The organism is Colwellia sp. MB02u-9 (assembly GCF_014077085.1).
Taxonomy (GTDB): domain Bacteria; phylum Pseudomonadota; class Gammaproteobacteria; order Enterobacterales; family Alteromonadaceae; genus Cognaticolwellia.
Window position 1 is genome coordinate 250,675 of the sequence record NZ_JACGVF010000099.1, and the last position, 17,695, is coordinate 268,369.

At 37.9% G+C, this 17,695-nt stretch carries 12 protein-coding genes; 3 read left to right on the top strand and 9 right to left on the bottom strand.

From position 1 onward, the window contains the following. Positions 1-127: 127 nt before the first annotated feature. The 5 genes from H4J65_RS15990 to H4J65_RS18205 form a co-directional block, all read right to left on the bottom strand. Complete coding sequence (locus H4J65_RS15990) at positions 128-1,585, bottom strand: DUF5666 domain-containing protein (protein ID WP_182198797.1); 1,458 nt, start codon at positions 1,583-1,585, stop codon at positions 128-130. A gap of 358 nt (positions 1,586-1,943) precedes the next feature. Beyond that, a complete protein-coding gene (locus H4J65_RS15995) occupies positions 1,944-2,471 on the bottom strand; it encodes a hypothetical protein (protein ID WP_220465174.1) in 528 nt (175 codons plus the stop codon). An 82-nt stretch (positions 2,472-2,553) separates the two neighbouring features. Beyond that, positions 2,554-2,823: a DUF211 domain-containing protein gene (locus H4J65_RS16000; RefSeq protein ID WP_182198798.1), complete on the bottom strand. Its 270-nt coding sequence runs from the start codon at positions 2,821-2,823 to the stop codon at positions 2,554-2,556. A gap of 277 nt (positions 2,824-3,100) precedes the next feature. After that, the gene (locus H4J65_RS16005) at positions 3,101-6,715 is read right to left on the bottom strand and encodes a CheR family methyltransferase (protein ID WP_182198799.1); all 3,615 of its coding nucleotides are present in this window, start codon (positions 6,713-6,715) and stop codon (positions 3,101-3,103) included. Positions 6,716-6,808: 93 nt separating this feature from the next. After that, positions 6,809-7,477 carry a response regulator transcription factor gene (locus tag H4J65_RS18205; protein WP_182185043.1) on the bottom strand — a complete coding sequence of 223 codons (669 nt, stop codon included), beginning with the start codon at positions 7,475-7,477 and terminating at the stop codon, positions 6,809-6,811. A 363-nt stretch (positions 7,478-7,840) separates the two neighbouring features. Between H4J65_RS18205 and lon the strand changes: the two genes are divergently transcribed. After that, positions 7,841-10,309 (top strand): endopeptidase La, encoded by a 2,469-nt coding sequence (gene lon / locus H4J65_RS16015; protein WP_182198800.1) that lies wholly within the window; start codon positions 7,841-7,843, stop codon positions 10,307-10,309. 874 nt (positions 10,310-11,183) lie between these two features. Here lon and H4J65_RS16020 read toward each other — a convergent pair. Continuing rightward, positions 11,184-12,095 (bottom strand): DNA-binding protein, encoded by a 912-nt coding sequence (locus tag H4J65_RS16020; protein WP_182198801.1) that lies wholly within the window; start codon positions 12,093-12,095, stop codon positions 11,184-11,186. A gap of 372 nt (positions 12,096-12,467) precedes the next feature. Then, positions 12,468-12,932: an Hsp20/alpha crystallin family protein gene (locus H4J65_RS16025; RefSeq protein WP_182198802.1), complete on the bottom strand. Its 465-nt coding sequence runs from the start codon at positions 12,930-12,932 to the stop codon at positions 12,468-12,470. Positions 12,933-13,427: 495 nt separating this feature from the next. Here H4J65_RS16025 and H4J65_RS16030 point away from each other — a divergent pair, with 495 nt between their 5' ends. Both H4J65_RS16030 and H4J65_RS16035 read left to right on the top strand, forming a co-directional pair. Beyond that, entirely contained in the window at positions 13,428-13,883 is a 456-nt protein-coding gene (locus tag H4J65_RS16030; protein WP_182136931.1) for a cytochrome C, read from the top strand. A 30-nt stretch (positions 13,884-13,913) separates the two neighbouring features. Further along, positions 13,914-14,351 (top strand): universal stress protein, encoded by a 438-nt coding sequence (locus tag H4J65_RS16035; RefSeq protein WP_182136930.1) that lies wholly within the window; start codon positions 13,914-13,916, stop codon positions 14,349-14,351. A 530-nt stretch (positions 14,352-14,881) separates the two neighbouring features. Here H4J65_RS16035 and H4J65_RS16040 read toward each other — a convergent pair. Beyond that, positions 14,882-15,664: a slipin family protein gene (locus H4J65_RS16040; protein ID WP_182136929.1), complete on the bottom strand. Its 783-nt coding sequence runs from the start codon at positions 15,662-15,664 to the stop codon at positions 14,882-14,884. Next, the gene (locus H4J65_RS16045) at positions 15,648-17,072 is read right to left on the bottom strand and encodes a nodulation protein NfeD (protein ID WP_182198803.1); all 1,425 of its coding nucleotides are present in this window, start codon (positions 17,070-17,072) and stop codon (positions 15,648-15,650) included. The genes H4J65_RS16040 and H4J65_RS16045 overlap by 17 nt, the downstream gene beginning before the upstream one ends. Between the last annotated feature and the right edge of the window lie 623 nt (positions 17,073-17,695).

Consider the following 17,695-nt stretch of genomic DNA (forward strand, 5'->3'; position numbering starts at 1 on the left):
TGCACTTGCACTACTGGTTTAGTTATAGTCAGTTTTGCAATGCAATACAAGGTATAGCGTGGAGCTGTTTAACTGCACGCTAAATAATCTAACACGTAGTTAACACATTAATCGTCAAAGACAACCATCAAAGACAGCCATAGTCACAATCTAAAAGATACAACTTGTTAGCCAAAATAGCCGTATTATCATAGGAGCCTTCAGCTTTTACCAAACTGGTCGTGGTTACTGACAAAAAGAAAGTTTCAGCATCAATTATTTCACGAGCTTTATTTCGATAAATTGTATTTTGATTAGTTGTGACGTTAACGCCAAGTAGCGTTAAACTCGATGGGTTAATTTCTTCTACTAAGGCCTTAAGCGTAACCTTGTCTTCAGGGGGCTGACGTTCTAAACGCGATACCATCACACGATCACTATCCATATAAGCGCGAATGTTGACGCGATCACCAAAGGCTAAGTCGTTGATTGAAAATTCTCGAAGTGCGGCATCACTGTGGTCGTGAAATAGCGTTGACGAATTTGTTTCAACATTAATTCCTAGTATCGAGAGCTCAGCATTGCTGACATTAATTGACTCTACATCGGCGTCAATTTCGATAAATGATTGTAGGCTAAAAACTATTTTGTCAGCGACTAAAATGTCGTCATCATTTAGAACACCATCAACTTTCACTTTCACATCAAGCCCAAGCGAAGAAGAACTACCATTGACGAAAACAGTCGAACTTGTCGTCGTTACAGGTAAGCTATCGACAGTAAAGTCAGTAGCTGAAATGAATTCTGTAATGAATCCACTCAATTCAAAATCGCAATTAAGGTTACACAGTTTATCACCGTCGTTATATCGGTTTCTATTGCGTTGACGTATTTGCAATTGGTCAAGAAAAAAAACATTTTCTGACAATGCTCTCATACTAGATGCCTCAACATACATGCCATTAGTTAATGCTAAGCCATTTAATTTCAGCATAGCACCCGAATAGTCGCACACTTGCGTACCAATATTGAAGCGCTGTAAATCAGGGTCAAGCGCTTGTATTACTCCTTTAACTTGCATGTGCATGCCATTCATATATTGATTTTGTGTTCGTGTTATATAAGTTGCTTGTATTCTTTCTTGGTCTCGCCACTGACCGCTAACTTTGACTATGTTACCTATTGCCAACGTTGCAAATGATGCATTATTGATTACCGTTAACTCATCAACTAAAATAGTTCTGCCGAGTATAATTAGGCTGTTATTGTTTGTGTTAATGTTGGTAATAACACCTTCAACATCACCTTCAAAATGAATGTAACTTGCTGTAGTTGCGCCAGTGTTAGTATTAACACTCCCACGTATTGAAACCACCATTCCTACTTGCAGTTCTGCTAGGTTACTCGGTTCTGTATCGATCATGACTGTGGCGGCTGTCGTAGAAAAAGTAACGCCATTAGAAATAATACTGCCGAAGCCCGATATTGTCCCTACAGTAACTAAATCAGTGCTTGGTTGATCAATAGGAATACTGGGTTCACTATCACTGTTATTGCATCCCACTAATGTCAGTATGCATATAAAAATAAATGGTTTAAATTGCATGGTAATCGCTCTGTGTATCAAAAAAGTGTTACTAACATTAAGGATTATTCGAGGTTATCTGAATGATATATATCAGGCTGAAGCCATATTAAAAGCTGCTTTTATGATTTTATGGCGTTAAAAAAAGGTGTTATTTAAGGGGGGCTATTTATGAGGTGTTATCGTTAGCTGCGTGTACGTTACCTTGCTGATATTCTATGAGAAACGATTAAAGTAACTTAATAGATATTGGTGACTTTTGTTAAAATAACCGGTATCTGTTAAGTGCAGGTTGATGATCTTTTATTGCCGCTATATCTGCTAGTATTTCTTTAATTTTAGCCATTAAAATTGAAAGTTAACCACCATGACTTTTGTATTAGTTTTTACTAAACAGATAGATAAGAAAGATTGTCACTAAACTGATCAGCAGGGTTCTTAGACCACTTATTAACCAAGACACTCCAGAGACATGGCCTAGAAATATACCAAGAAAAAAAATTAATGTCATCGCGATAATACTGGCCATTAACAGAGGTGGAAAAATTAACGAAAATCCAGCGTCGGCCAACCATAGCGGAGCAATAATTAATAAGGATATGACCAAAGGTGCCAAACCGTTAACTAGCGCAACAAAAATAGGTACCCAGCGTGCTGCTTGTCCATGAGCGGTATTTTCCATGTTAACTAACATGATGTTTTCAAGTTCCACTAACGTGCGTTTAAGCTCTGCATGCTCACTGATATATGCGCTACTTAAACCACTAACTGCAAGCGCAATAGCCGCTCCTACACAAGCATTAATGGTGATGGTCAAACTGGTGGTGGAACCAAGACTAAAACCGACAATGATGCCAAGCATTGTTAGCGCACCATCGAAGCCGTTAACCACAAAGTACCGCCGCATAATGTCTTGCGAGTTAGTGATCCTCAACAATAACGCAACCTGTTTTAAAGTGCTAATCAAAATGCTATTCCAGATTCCTCGGCTACTCTTGTTGAGTGTCGTTTTGTACTTCGACAAAATCGATACTATGAACTGAGCCACTTACTGAAGTAATAGCAGCACAAATTGCATCAAAATCAATATGGTTAGCCTCTATTACCACTTCGGTTGTGGCTGTTTCTTCATCCATCTCGATTACAGTTAACGTCACATGATAGTCTTCACCTACCGACGCTAACACCTGACAAAATTCTAGCGCATTGGGTTGGTGGGGTTTTAGAATATCGAGTACCAAACGTTTAACGCGAACCATTAAACTAACTCCTAATGTTGACTATAATTATTCGTTATTTAATTTTTGGATGTCATCATTTATAACTATAGACTTATAGCTGATACTGTCAAATTATCGAATGCACGGGTAATGCTAAGATAATACGAGTATAAAAAACACTAAAATGCATGAGGGTTCTTATGAGTCTACCGACCTGATTTTTCATCTGCTGTGGCTTACTTTGCTATATTCTTACTTTGTTATTTAGTGTGCTGTTTAGTTAGGTTTATTGAAGTGATGAAAATAAATTAGAGTGTTAAAACACACAGCGCACACTTGTACCTTTGCCTTTCGATGAGACAACATCTAATGTCGCATTAATATTAGATGCCCGATATCGCATGATTTGTATACCTATACCTTGATTAAACTTTGGATCATTGATGTCAAAACCTAGGCCATCATCAGTGATCTCTAAACAGGTGTTTTCTCCTTGCGCTTGTAGTTGCAGTGTTACCTTTCGGGCTTTAGCATGTTTTAAGGTATTATTAATGGCTTCTTGGGCGATGCGGTAGACTTGAGTCGCTACGACGGAATCTACAATGGTTAAATTTGAAGATAATTTTATTTTCTTTTTAATACCTGATGAATCAAATAATTTCATCATGGTGGTTAAGGCGCCTTGTAAGCCATGCGGAGGAAATAAAATAGGGGCTAAGGTATGACTAAAATCTCGAGTATCACCAATGGCTTGACTCAATTGTTCTATTATAAGGTCCATTGCTTGATTGTTTTTTATGTCACTTTTAGGCAAAGAGCGTTTTAAATTACTCGCCAGTAAGTTGATCCCAGTTAAACGTTGGCCTAAATTATCATGAATTTCATGGCCAATTTTTTCCTGCTCATAGGTGCTGATGTTAATTAAGGCTTTTTTTAATGCTTGAGGTTCGCTCAAGTCATTAATAATACCGATGTAAAGTGGTCGACCCTTGACCTTAGTTAAGGAGAGTGCGATGGGGAAATCAAGCGCATCTTTCCTTAATCCTATCAATTCTTTTTTCTCTAAAATCAAGGTAGACAGAGCCGATGATTCAAGGTTCAGTGCTTGGCTAGTTAGCTGTTTAATATTGATTGAGGGAATTAATGCTTGAATGTTTTTGCCAATAATTTCTTTATTATTATAATTAAACATTGTTTGGGCTGAGTGATTAAATTCGGTAATCTTGCCTGATAAATCTAAAACAAGTATGGCTTCAAAAGCATAATTCATTATGGCGCTTAGCCGTGCTTCTCGCTCGTGTAACGCATGCGTGCGCTCTTGCACACATTGTTCCAATATTTGTTTTTGATGATGGCGCTCAGTAATGTCGACAAAAGTGATCACAATACCGTTAATATGATCATCTAAGGTGCGATAGGGCACTATTCGACGTAAATAACAGCGCTGCTTTTGACCTTTATGATGACTCCATACATCGGTTTCAATCGGGGTTAATGTTTCCAGCACCTGTTTTGCGTCAGTCATTAAAGCTTTATTAGATACATTGGCAGAAAAATTACTAATAGGACGACCAATATCGCTTTCACGTAAGTTGAGCAATTCACTAATAGGAGGATTGAATAACATCACTTGCATGTCGCGATTAAGAAATACAGTGGCAATATCTGTGCTGGAAAGTAAGTTGCTGATATCATTATAACTTCGCTCTAATTCTTCAACTTTATATTGTAATTCGGAGTTAATGGTGTTGAGTTCTTCATTCATCGATTGCAGTTCTTCTTTAGAGGTTTCCAATTCCTCGTTGGCAGATTGCAACTCTTCATTCATCGACATGGCTTCTTCATTACTTACTTTTAGATCTTCATTGGAGTTTTCCAGTTCGTGAACCGTACTGTATAAATCTTCGCGAGTAGCGTTTAGTTCATACTCAAGTTGAGTGACTATGTTTGAGTTTGCTGCGCTGTCATTGTTTGCGATTAAATACGGACTAGGGGGATTCTTTTTAAGTGTATCTTCTACTGAAATATTTTGCGGCGAGCTATTTTGTAAAGGATGTTTGTCTTCAAAAGTGATCAGTAACAACTCAGTTGAAAGGTTTGGCTCATATACGGGGCGAACGGTAAGTGTACAAGTTACATAATGATTATTACGTTTTACTCTGGCTTGGTGATCTGCAATAGCCTGATTTTCTTTTTGCACATAATTAATCGCTGAACGCATTCGCGCTCTGAGTCCTTCACGTAATAAGACTAATAGATCATTAGAAGGGGAGCCTTTTGGAAACTCAAGAAAATTAACCGTAGGGCCTTGATGGTGCAGTATTTCAAATGAACGATTAATCAACACGGCTGCTGGCGCATAAGCGGCAAGTAAATCACGATTAACCAAGTCACTATAACGAGAAGGTGAGTCAACTCTAAAATTATTGCTTATAGTACTTTGATCTATTGCGATATTTGGTGTTGGCATACGGCTCACGGGTACAGCCAATGAGCTTTTAATTAATGGTGTAATATTTTTAAAAATACGCCACTTTTTGGATATAGTGGTAAATTGATGTTTATTTTTACCCAGAGACTCAGACGGGCCTAGCATTAAATAACTTGTCGTTTTCAGCGCAACATGAAATAAATCGAGCAGGTTAGCTTGCAGTTCTGGCTGTAAATAAATAAACAGATTACGACAGCTGATGAGATCTAGTCGAGAAAATGGCGCGTCGTTTATCAGATTTTGATTAGAAAAAATAATTTTTTCGCGAATGACTTTTTTAATTTGATAATCGCCTTTATTAGTCACGTCAAAAAAACTGGCTAAGCGCTCAGCAGAGATAATTTCAGCAATACTTTTAGCGTAGATGCCGCCGCGAGCAACATTGATTGACTTTTCATCAATGTCGCTGGCGAAAACTTGCAGGTTAATTTCTTTCTTCGCTTGGTCAAAAGCCTCAAACATTAATAAGGTGATGGTATAAACTTCTTCCCCAGTAGCGCAGGCAGGGATCCAAATACGAACAGGATTATCTACACTACTTCGCGCGACAAGTTCAGGAAAAACATGGGTTTGTAACGCTGAAAATGCCTCTTCATCACGAAAAAATGCGGTAACCCCAATCAATAAATCGTTGTTTAATGAGTTGGTTTCGGTTGGATTATTTTTCATAAACTGATGATAATCTTGTATTGTTTTGCTATGACACACACACATGCGTCGTTGAATGCGCCTCAATAACATATTTTTCCGATAGCCACTAAAATCATAACCTGTACGGCTGTGCAATAATGACAGTATAGAGTACATGCAATTAAACACCTGTTGATCAGTTTGTTCAGCTTTACTTTGTAAATAGGGGTGGTTGGAAAACTCTGTTAACAACATTGGCATGTTTTCAGGTCGGGCAATCACATCAACTAATCCGGTATTAATGGCGTTTATAGGCATTTGATTATAGGTAGTGCTAGCTGGGTCTTGAGCTATGATCATGCCACCTGCAAGTTTTATATCACTAAAACTTAATGTGCCATGACTGCCAGTGCCAGACAAAATGATGGCAACACAATGTTCACCTTGATCTAGCGCTAAAGAGCGTAAAAAATATTCAATCGCAACCCACTGGGTGCGACTTTTGACGTTTGGTGAAAGGTGCAGGTGCCCGCCACTGATAAAAAGCAGTTTACCGGGAGGCAGTATGTAGACATGATCCCCTTGCACTTGCATATTTTCACTCGCTTCGCAAACCGGCATAGCCGTTTTTTTGGAAAGTAACTCTGGCATCAAGCTGTTATGTGTTGGGTCTAAATGAGGTAATAAAACAAAGGCTATATTACTGTCATTTGGCATATGAGCAAAGAAGGTACTAAATGATTCAAGCCCGCCAGCAGAAGCGCCAATACCGACAATCAGCTTAGGTGTAGTTGCATTTATTCCTGACATGTAGCACCTAGTTTCGGTGGAAAAGTGAGTGTGATCTAAAGTGATTTATTTTAAGTGTTGTGCTAAGAATAAAAATATTTTTATATCTATTTTTTATTCAGCTGAAATGACTTCTAAACTCCAGATTATTGCTGAGCGCGTTAGCTCTAAACCAGAGCTTAAGTGGAACTTGTCTTTGATGTGACGCCGGTGGCTTTCAATCGTTTTTACGCTAACATTGAGTAATTTGGCAATTTTTGTTGTTGTGATGCCTTGTCCAATAGCTTCAAAAACCTGTAGTTCTCTGTCGGTCAGTATCTGTATGTTGATAGCATTTTTAGAGGTTATTGTTCGTGATGGGTTTTTACGTATTTTTTCAAGAATTTCTGCTTTAACAAAAATTTTATTTTTCATTACTTGTCTTATGCCAAGGAGTAATTTTTGAGCTGAGTCTTGTTTATTGATATAACCTAGCGCACCACAATTTAATGCTCTTTCTGCATACAATTCATCATCGTGCATTGATAAGACGATAATCCCCATTTGTGGTCGCCAAGCATGAAGTTGTTTGATTAAATCCAGACCATTACCGTCGGGCAATGATAAGTCAACAATAGCAACGTCTGCTGTCAGGGTAGATCGCATGTTAAGTGCGTCATAGACATTGGCGGCCTCACCACAAATGTGCATATCTGCTTCACCGTCAACCAACTGACGTAGCCCTTGGCGAACGAGTTCATGATCGTCAACAATAAAAATGTTTTGTACTTTTAGTCCAGACACTTGACCCACTCCTTAACAATATTGTACTTATTGTTTTTACCCATCTCAGCAAGTTATTTTCGCCATTTATATCAAGTTTTAGCGTAAAGATTTTGTAGTTTCAATGGCTTGATACTCACTAAAAATCAGCATTAGCTATAAATATCGCTAATGTAAATACATTATAACTCTAAAACACTAAAACAACTTTAAACAGAATAATACGAAATTGAACTGATAAATATCAGCGTGTAAATTAATAACTGGGATTAGCATTATGTTGGTGAATTAACCCAAGCAGTAATGACCATATTACGAAAAAAAAGTTACGAAAAAAAAGTTACGAAAAGTAAATTTATAATTTTGTAATATTAAGGAACCCAGATGTCAGACATTAATGTTAAAGGTATTAAAGTAAAAGAGGACAATAAACAGCAATCAGTTGATGTAAATCAACAACCTAGAGCCTTAGTCGCTATTCCTGATAATCTGCCGGTATTGCCGTTACGAAATCTAGTTTTATTCCCTTACAACGTTAATTCTATTTCTGTTGGTCAAGCGCGCTCATTGAAATTGCTCGAGGATGTGGCCGCAGGTAATAACTTATTGGCAACCCTTGCTTATAAAGATCAAGACGTTGAAGAGCCAGCACCTTTAGATCTTTATCAAGTGGGGTGTATTGCACAGATATTGCGAATTTCAAAGGGTGAAAATAATCACTCCACGGTATTGTTACAAGGGCTTGATAAATTTTCGGTTGACGCTTGGCTGAGCGAAAAGCCCTATTTACGGGCAAAAATTCATCTTGTTACTGATATTGAACCAGAAGCAGGAGATATTGAAGCACAAGCAATACGCAATAACTTGTTAAAGTCGTTTAGCGAATTAATTAACATACTTTCATATTTACCTAAATCATTAGTGAGTGCATTAAGCCAAACAGAAGATTGTCGTCAACTGGTTTATTTAGTCAGTTCGAGTATGCGAATGAACATGGCTGACGCTCAAGACATACTTAATATGAAAGATGTTGTGGCAAAAATGCTTAAACTAACCGATCTTATCCAACACGAAATGAAGGTACTTGAGCTAGGTAAGAAAATACAAAGTTCAGCCCATGGTGAAATGGACAAGGCACAACGTGACTATGTTTTGCGCCATCAAATTAAGGCTATGCAACGCGAATTGGGTGAAGAAGATAGCCAACAAATTAAAATAGAGCAATACCTTAAGAAAATCGAAACCAGTGGTATGTCAACCGAAGCAGAAGAGCAAGCAAGGCAGGAAATTTCTCGTTTAGAACATATCCCACAATCATCTTCAGAGTCAGGCGTGATATTAACTTATCTTGATTGGTTACTCGCGTTACCTTGGAAAAAAACGACGGAAGACACGCTTGATATTAAACAGGCAGAAAAAATTCTTAATGAAGACCATTATGGCTTGGAAAAAATAAAACAGCGCATTTTAGAGTACTTGGCGGTCAGGCAGCTGCGGCAGAAAAGATTATTAACTAAACCATTAGATGAGCGTGCATCGTCACCTCATATTCGCCGAGAACGAGAAGGCGTTATTCTTTGTTTTGTCGGGCCTCCCGGTATTGGAAAAACGTCATTAGGACATTCAATAGCACATGCCTTGGGACGTAAGTTGGTTAGTATCAGTTTAGGAGGCATACGTGATGAGGCTGAAATTCGGGGCCATCGTCGTACCTATATTGGTGCGATGCCGGGTCGGTTTATTAAAGCATTGCGCGACGTGGGGACTAATAATCCGGTTATATTGTTAGATGAAGTTGATAAAATTGTTGGCGATCAGCGCGGTGATCCTGCGTCGGCGCTACTTGAAATTTTAGATCCAGAACAAAATAGCGAATTTCGTGATCATTATCTTGAAGTCGCTTTTGATTTTAGTCAGTTAATGTTTATTGCCACGGCTAATCAACTCGATAACATTCCTGGGCCGTTACGAGATAGATTAGAGGTTATAACCTTGTCGGGCTATACCGATGATGAAAAATTTCATATCGCGAAGCGTTATTTATTACCTCGACAATTACGAGAAAATAGCTTACGGGTTAAAGAGTTAACTATAAATGACGCGGCGATGCTGACACTTATTCGTCAATACACCCGAGAAGCGGGTGTACGTAGTTTGGATCGACGTTTAGGTGCTATTTGTCGAAAATTAGTGATAAAAATTGCCACAAAAAGTGGTAAATCGCTCACTGTTGATAACGCTATGTTGGAAGAATTAATGGGTAAACCGCCATTCTCTTATGATCTTGCCGAACGTACTGAACGCCCAGGCGTAGCAACAGGGTTGGCGGTAACCGCTGTTGGGGGCGATATATTATTTATTGAAGCTAGCGCTATGCCAGGTAAAAAGGGTTTGACCATTACCGGACAATTAGGCGATGTAATGCGAGAGTCAGTTGAAGCAGGGTTAAGTTACGTAAGATCCCAAGCCAAGCAATTAGGTATTGCTGAAGATTTTTTTGAGCATACTGATATTCATATTCATGTACCCGCCGGAGCAACACCAAAAGATGGGCCGTCTGCTGGCGTTGCCATCATTACCGCGTTAGTGTCGTTATTAACTGATAGGCCTATTTTTCATCATATTGGCATGACGGGCGAAATTACCTTACGGGGTTTAGTGTTACCTGTTGGGGGGATAAAAGATAAAATTTTAGCCGCACACCGCGCCGGTTTAACCACAGTTATTTTACCCAGTAAAAATGAGAAAGACTTGACTGATTTACCTGAGTCAATTCAGAAAGAAATGCGTTTTGTGTTGGCTGAACATGTCGATACTGTATTAGATGAAGCATTAACAAAGCCGATTCAATAGGGTGTTTAAGGGTTGATGGACTAAAGTCCGACCGACAAAAAATCACCCAACGTTAGATGAACACCCCTAGGGCTTATGTAGGATGGACTTTAGTCCATCAAGTTAAATGAAATTTAACCGTCATTGGCATAACGGCCAAGCAATAAAAATAACACCGTTGCAGATGTTGGTTAACACATCAGGTTAATTGCCAGTTAAACGGTTGACGGACTAAAGTCCGACCGACAAAAAATCACCCAACGTTAGATTGAACACCCCTAGGGCTTATGTAGGTTTTATGTAGGATGGACTTTAGTCCGTCAAGTTAAATGAAATTTAACTGTCATTGGCATAACTGCCAAGCGATAAAAATAACACCGTTGCAGATGTTGGTTAACACATCAGGTTAATTGCCAGTTAAACGGTTGACGGACTAAAGTCCGACCTACAAAATTAGATGAACACCCGTAGGGTTTATGTAGGTCGTATGTAGGATGGACTTTAGTCCATCAAGTTAAATGAAATTTGACCGTCATTGGCATAACGGCCAAGCAATAAAAATAATCCCGTTGCAGATGTTGGTTAACACATCAGGTTAATTGCCTGTTTAACGGTTGATGGACTAAAGTTTGACCGACAAAAAATCACCCAACATTAGATAATCGCAATCACTTGCGTAACAAACTAAGGTAGAAAAATAGCGCTTAGATAAAAAACAACAACATAACTTTACAATAACTTATTGAATTATAAATTTAATTCTATAATGGTTTATTCTAGATCGGCCTAAGCATCGAATATCTGCTTTGCTTTCAGGTGTTATATGACAAACCTTAGTATTATTGATTTTTGTCTCATTATTGTTATTTTGGCAGCTACTTTATAATTTGGTTATTTATTTTACTGTTGCTGCTATTTTTTCGATATCAGTATTAGGATTTTTGATCGCATTTTTTGTGGTATAAAAAATTTCACAGGCGGCTTCTTGTCCTCTGATCACCCGCTTTCCCTTCAGTGGACCATGGGTTTCGGTAACTAGGGTGTATTGGCTTTCTTGATGATGTTCGTCATAACAAAAGATTAATACCCAGTCTAAAGTTAAGTTAAGCTTATGGGCGCGCTGAGTATTAGAATACATGGCAGTAAAATGCCAATTTTCTTTATTAAGATGCATTACAGGTAACCAAGGTTTGTTTTCTGGATTAAAACGTTTTGGTGTGATTACAGGCAGTTCTCCTGCTTTTGCTTTTTTACGATATTGTGCATCAATATTGAAAATTAGCTCAATACTGGGCTTAGCCTCAATGGGCTGGTGGTGAGTTGGTATGGGTAATTGACGGGCACCAAAACATTGAGCAAACCAAGCTTTAATAGCTTTTTTTCGTTTTACGCCTATCCCTTTAACATTATCTAATTGACCTTCAAATATCGCATTTTCAAAAGCTTCTAAGGTGTCGACATGTAAGGTGTCGTGAATACGTTGAGCCATCTCTCGACCAAGGGTTGGAATAACTTGAAATAAATCGATGGGATTGGTATTTCCTCTGAGATTATCTAATCTCGTCATATGTCCCATGGTAATATAATCATTAATTGAACGGGCGATACCAAGGCCAATATTGGGTAACTGAGTTAATCCTTTGACACCACTGTTTTTAAAAAGTTGTCTGAGATCTTGTGGTAATGCCTCAATGGTGATTGCCGCTTTTAGATAAGCTTGACAACGAAATGGATTGGCGTGTTGCTCTTTAAGCAAAAATGAGATTTTTCGCAGGTTTTTGGCTACCTCATGATTAAAAGATAACATGGTTTATTCCTTATCATAAAGCTCAGCTTCCATGGATTTAGCACTGAGTAGCTAAAGTTTATCTGGACTGATCCCCTAGTCCAGATAAATAAATTTTCTGAGTGATACCAATTCTATTAAGCTATTGCTCACTTGTGCTGGTTTAAATAGCCCAAGGCTTTATTGCTCACATTGAGCCGAGTACTTAGATTTTTTCTGGAACTAAACACCTGTGCTCTCAATACCAATAGCTAGCTATTGATCAATTGAGCACCTTACCTACACGGATGTAGATACTTATGTTTAGTCTGAAACAATAAATATGACCCTTAATATAACCCCTTGAATTATTTTTCTGTGCGCAACAAGCTCACAAACATAATAGAGCGGATATTAATCCACTTTTACTTCTATTTTTTTGTGCTTTTCTGCGATGAGTTTAGGCACAATAACTTCTAATACACCGTTATGACAATGCGCTTCAATTTTCTTTGCATCTTGGGCATCAGGTAAATTGAAACTACGATAAAAGCTTCCGTATGAACGTTCGAGTCGATAGTAATTTTCTCGTTTATCTTCCGCTTTGCTTTCTCTTTTTCCTTCAATCACTAAATTACCATTGTCCATGGAGACATTAATGTTTTTAGGATCAACGCCAGGAATATCAGCTCTGATTATATAGCGATTGTCTTGTTGCTCTATATCCGCAGAAGGTTGCCAAACATCAGTCAGTAAATCTGAACTCCGGCTATTCATCGGAAACCCCTGACCAAAAAACCGATCAATTTCGTTAGATAATTGCGAAAACAAGGGCAGTTGTGGTCTTGTTGATAATGGTTGATGTTTAAATAATGTCATGATTTTTATCTCCGTACAGTGTTATAACGCCACAGCGTAATAGTTGCTGGCGTTATAAGTTAATAAAAATTTCAATATAGCTTTTACAAGCTCATGCATTAAATAGTCGTTGTCATAATCAATAGGTACATTGAGTAAAACAGACAATACCGCTGCTATTCACCACGATATTATCACCAAGTTATATTGGCGATCCTGATAAATGTCATTTATATGAAGTTTTTTGGCGTGTCATTTTGTGTGTAGATAGAGAGGTAAATGAGGCGTTGATTCTTATCTTTATCTTGGCAATTTTATTAATCCAGCGAGCAATTTTACGGGGTATTGCTCTACTTTTTGATGAATAACACTTATTTTTCATCGTTAGTGACCATTAACTGATCTATCTCAGCTACTTGTTAGAAAAAGTAGAGATAAATTAACCTGTGCATTATTACTTAGATGTTAGGTTTATAAAGTAGTTGTTCTTTTTTGAATCGGTGTCGAGGAGTTGTTATGAAATATTTACTTTTTTGTTGCTTTACTTTAATCGCTATTAGTCTGAGCAGTTGTGACTTAGGTCCTGATTCACCCAGAGGCTTTAGTTTGCCAAAAGGTGATATTGCTAAGGGAGCGATGGTATTAACAAAATACCAATGTTTAGCTTGTCATAATCTCAATGGTGTGGAACAAGCTGAAGGTATAAATAACCCTGATTTAAATGTACGTTTAGGAGGTAAATCAACCAAGGTAACAACGTATGCCGAACTTGTGACCAGTGTTATTAATCCTTCACATAAACTATCTAAAGGTTATGCCCTTACCGCTATTGCTGTTGACGGAGAGTCTAAAATGAGCAATTTTAATGATGTGATGACGATAACAGAGTTGGTTGATTTAGTAACATTTTTACAACCTCATTATGAGTTGGTGCCTTATAGAAGAACTGACTATCAATTTTATCACTATTAAAAATACAGGTTATTAAAAAGGGTAAATAACATGCATAAACTTTTATATTTAGTTGGCGTTGACGGCAGTGAATGGAGTAACAGAGCTGTTGAACGAGCGGTTCATCTTGCACAAAAAACAGGTGCAAGTGTTAAATTAGTGTATGTGATTACTTGGCAAGAATTTCAGCCAATGATGATTGAGGGGGTTGCGCCACCTCCGCTTGATAAAAAACAAATAGAACATGATGTGAATGAAAAAATTTTACAACCCTCGATTGAAAAATTTAAAGCAGAAAAGGTTGATTTGAGTAGTGAATATATCTGGGGTGAGCCTGTTGACGCGTTACTTCAACAGGTAAATGATTATCACGTTAATATGCTCTTTGTTGGTCGGCGAGGTCGATCGCGCTTTGCTGATATATTACTGGGTAGTGTGGCGAATAAACTGGCACATTGTGTTGGTGTGCCTATTGTTTTAGTTCCATAGTTCCATAGTTCCATAGTTCCATAGTTCCATAAGTTCATAAGTTCATTAGTTCATAAGTTCATAAATCCATAGCTCCATAAGTCTATAAGTCCTAATCTCTTGAACTTTAATAAAGATAAACTTTTAGCAAATAGAACATGCTAAAATATTAAGCTGCTAGTCGTGGGTTTTTATTGTTGATAACTCAAGGTAATAAACCCATATCAACATAGGTTGTTATGCTTTACTGCTCGGTATCTGGGTTCAAGTGCGCGAAATATTACCTCGATAGACGGGGTGAAATTAACCAGTCACTGCAGGTATATGTTCTGTTATAAACAATAATTTTAATTACAGTTAAAATTTATTCAGCACGTAAGGCAAGCACAGGTTCAAGTTTAGCGGCTTTTTCTTGGCTGTTTAATGCAAAGTTTACTGTTTCAATATTATGGTTTACTAGGTAATGTTTCTAAGAGGAGTTAACCCCTTGTCATAAGAGATTAACGTTAATATTATAATAATGAGTAAAGATAATAGCGTGTGTTTTTCTACTATCCTTTGGTTGTTTTGTCTGTTGATTTAATAAGACCGCTTATCAGCTCCATGGGTAAAGGGAAAATAATAGTAGAATTTTTCTCACCAGCAATTTCTGTTAAAGTTTGTAAATAACGTAACATAATCGCATCAGGCTCTTTGGCCAGTTGATTGGCGGCTTGGGTCAGGTGAGTTGACGCCTCTAATTCCCCAGTGGCATGAATAACTTTGGCTCGACGAGTTCGCTCTGCTTCGGCTTGTCTGGCAATAGCGCGGATCATAGTTTCATTTAAATCAACGTGTTTAATTTCAACATTAGACACTTTTATGCCCCAACTGTCGGTTCTGACATCTAAAATGGTTTGAATATCGGCATTTAACATATCTCTATTCGCGAGCATTTCGTCTAATTCATGTTGCCCTAACACCGAACGTAAGGTGGTTTGTGCAAGTTGAGACGTTGCCTGTAAATAGTCTTCGACATTGATAATCGCTTTTTGTGGGTCAATAACTCGAAAATAAATAACCGCATTAACTTTTACTGAAACATTATCGCGGCTGATAACGTCTTGGCTAGGTACATCCATCACTACTATACGTAAATCAACTTTTACCATTTGTTGGATAAAGGGAATAACAAGAATAAAACCAGGCCCTTTCACTTTATAAAATCGTCCAAGTAAAAAAACTACCCCGCGTTCATATTCTCGTAAAATTCTAAAAGCACTGAAAAAAAAGGCAATAAGTAAAAAAATAATTGAGCCGGTGAATAATTCTGAATTATTAAATAGTGAAGTCATTATCTTGCTCCTTAGTTGTTGTGTTGATTGCGGGCGCTAAAACAAGGGTTAGGCCATTAATTGCTTGCACTTGTACCTGTTGACTTTTTTTTAAGGCTAGTGGGCTACTAGCCGCCCAACGCTCGCCATTAAAGAGCACATAACCCTTATCAGTGAAGTCATTTTCCACCGTAACCCAAGCATTAATTATTTCTTCTTGACCACTGACTATTTTATTTTTTCGGGCTCGGTAGATAAAACCCAAGGCAAAGACAATAAAGAGTGCAGAGACAAAAGCAAAACTGGCAATTAATGGCAGTGAAACTTTAAATTGCTCAAGTTTAGTGTCGAATAAAAATATCGAGCCTAAAACAAATGCGCTAATACCACCGAGGCCAAAGATACCAAAACTTGGTATCAGTGATTCCATCACCATGAGTGTTACGCCTAACAATAGTAGGGCAATACCCGCAAAATTCAGGGGTAATAACTGCAGGGCATATAAAGCGATAAGTAATGATATACCGCCGATGATACCTGCTATGCCGACACCAGGGCTGTAGAATTCTAATAACAAACCATAAATACCCAGTAGCATTAAAATATAGGCAATATTAGGGTCGGTAATCGTGGCAATAAATTGGCTACGCCAGTCTGGTTTTTTACTCAGTATTTCAGCACCTTGTAAGGATAATTTAATATTTTGCTGTTTTATCGCTACCTGCTGACCCTCTAGTTTATTTAATAACACTTGTGGCGACTGAGCGATTAACGTGATGACATTTTCTTTTAGTGCTTCTTTCGCTGTTAACGTTGCCGCTTCTGTAACGGCTTTTTCAGCCCATAGTTCATTACGAGAACGTAATTGTGCGAGTGAACGAATATAGGCAATGGCATCATTTAAGACCTTTTTCTCCATCGCAGAAGGTGCGTTTTTTTGTGCCTTATCTTCTGCTGGTGGCGTCATCGGCCCAGCAATATTAACTGGTGTCGCAGCGCCCAGAGTGGTGGCGGGAGCCATAGCAGCAATATGGCAAGCATAAAGTATGTAAGTACCTGCACTCGCTGCGCGTGCTCCTTGTGGGTAAACTAAACAGGCGATTGGAATAGTAGAATTTAAGATACTTTTATTAATGTCACGTAGGCTGGCACTTAAGCCACCAGGAGTATCGAGTGTGATAATAATTAAAGGGATGTTACTGGCCATATTAGCACTGTTTATTTCTCGCACTAAATAGTCACTAACGGCAGGCCCAATAGCACCTTTGATGGTTAATAATGGCACAACCAAAGTGTTTGCATTAATACTTATCTCTTGCTGAGCGCTATTGGCTACTGGCTTTAAATACGGCGTTTCTGCTGTTCCTAAGGCATGTATTGAGAGCAAAGCACAATATAAAATCAAGAATATTCCGCACAATTTACACATAACAGTTTCCATTAATCGCTGAATTATGAGCTTAGTTGTACTTAGTCAATATCTCTAATTTGTGTTGGAAAATGCTGATAAAGATCAGTAACTCTTAGTTGTTAACGAAAAATAACGCCTTTATTCAAGGTGTTTTAATGCTTGTGAAATAATAAATGCTGCTGATAAAACGTTTTAAATGGCGTTTTTTTCATTAAGACATCCTTATTATTTACCGTTTTAAGCTGACAGGATAATAAAAAAAGTGAAGCTACGAACTGGCTTGGTTTAGAAAATTTAGCATTAATGGATGATGAAAAAAATAATGTCATAGATGATTACTTTATCGCTAAATAAAATCAATTGGTCTGTAAACAAAAGATGAAGATCTTTATGGCGACATTAAATAAAGATCTTGCGATGGCAGATGGTTTATTTTACATCGTAAAGGCTAGCTCTTCTCGTTTAATGGTATAGCACTCTTCCTCTATGTCGGGGTAATGGCGACACCATTAATGTTATAAATAAACTAGGCGCGGTAATTCAAAGGGAGTCAGTTATCAAAGGCATTCAAGTTAATTTAAAAAAAGTGATATTAAAACCGTGATATACATTAGTGGCTCATATCTGCTCTTACAAATATG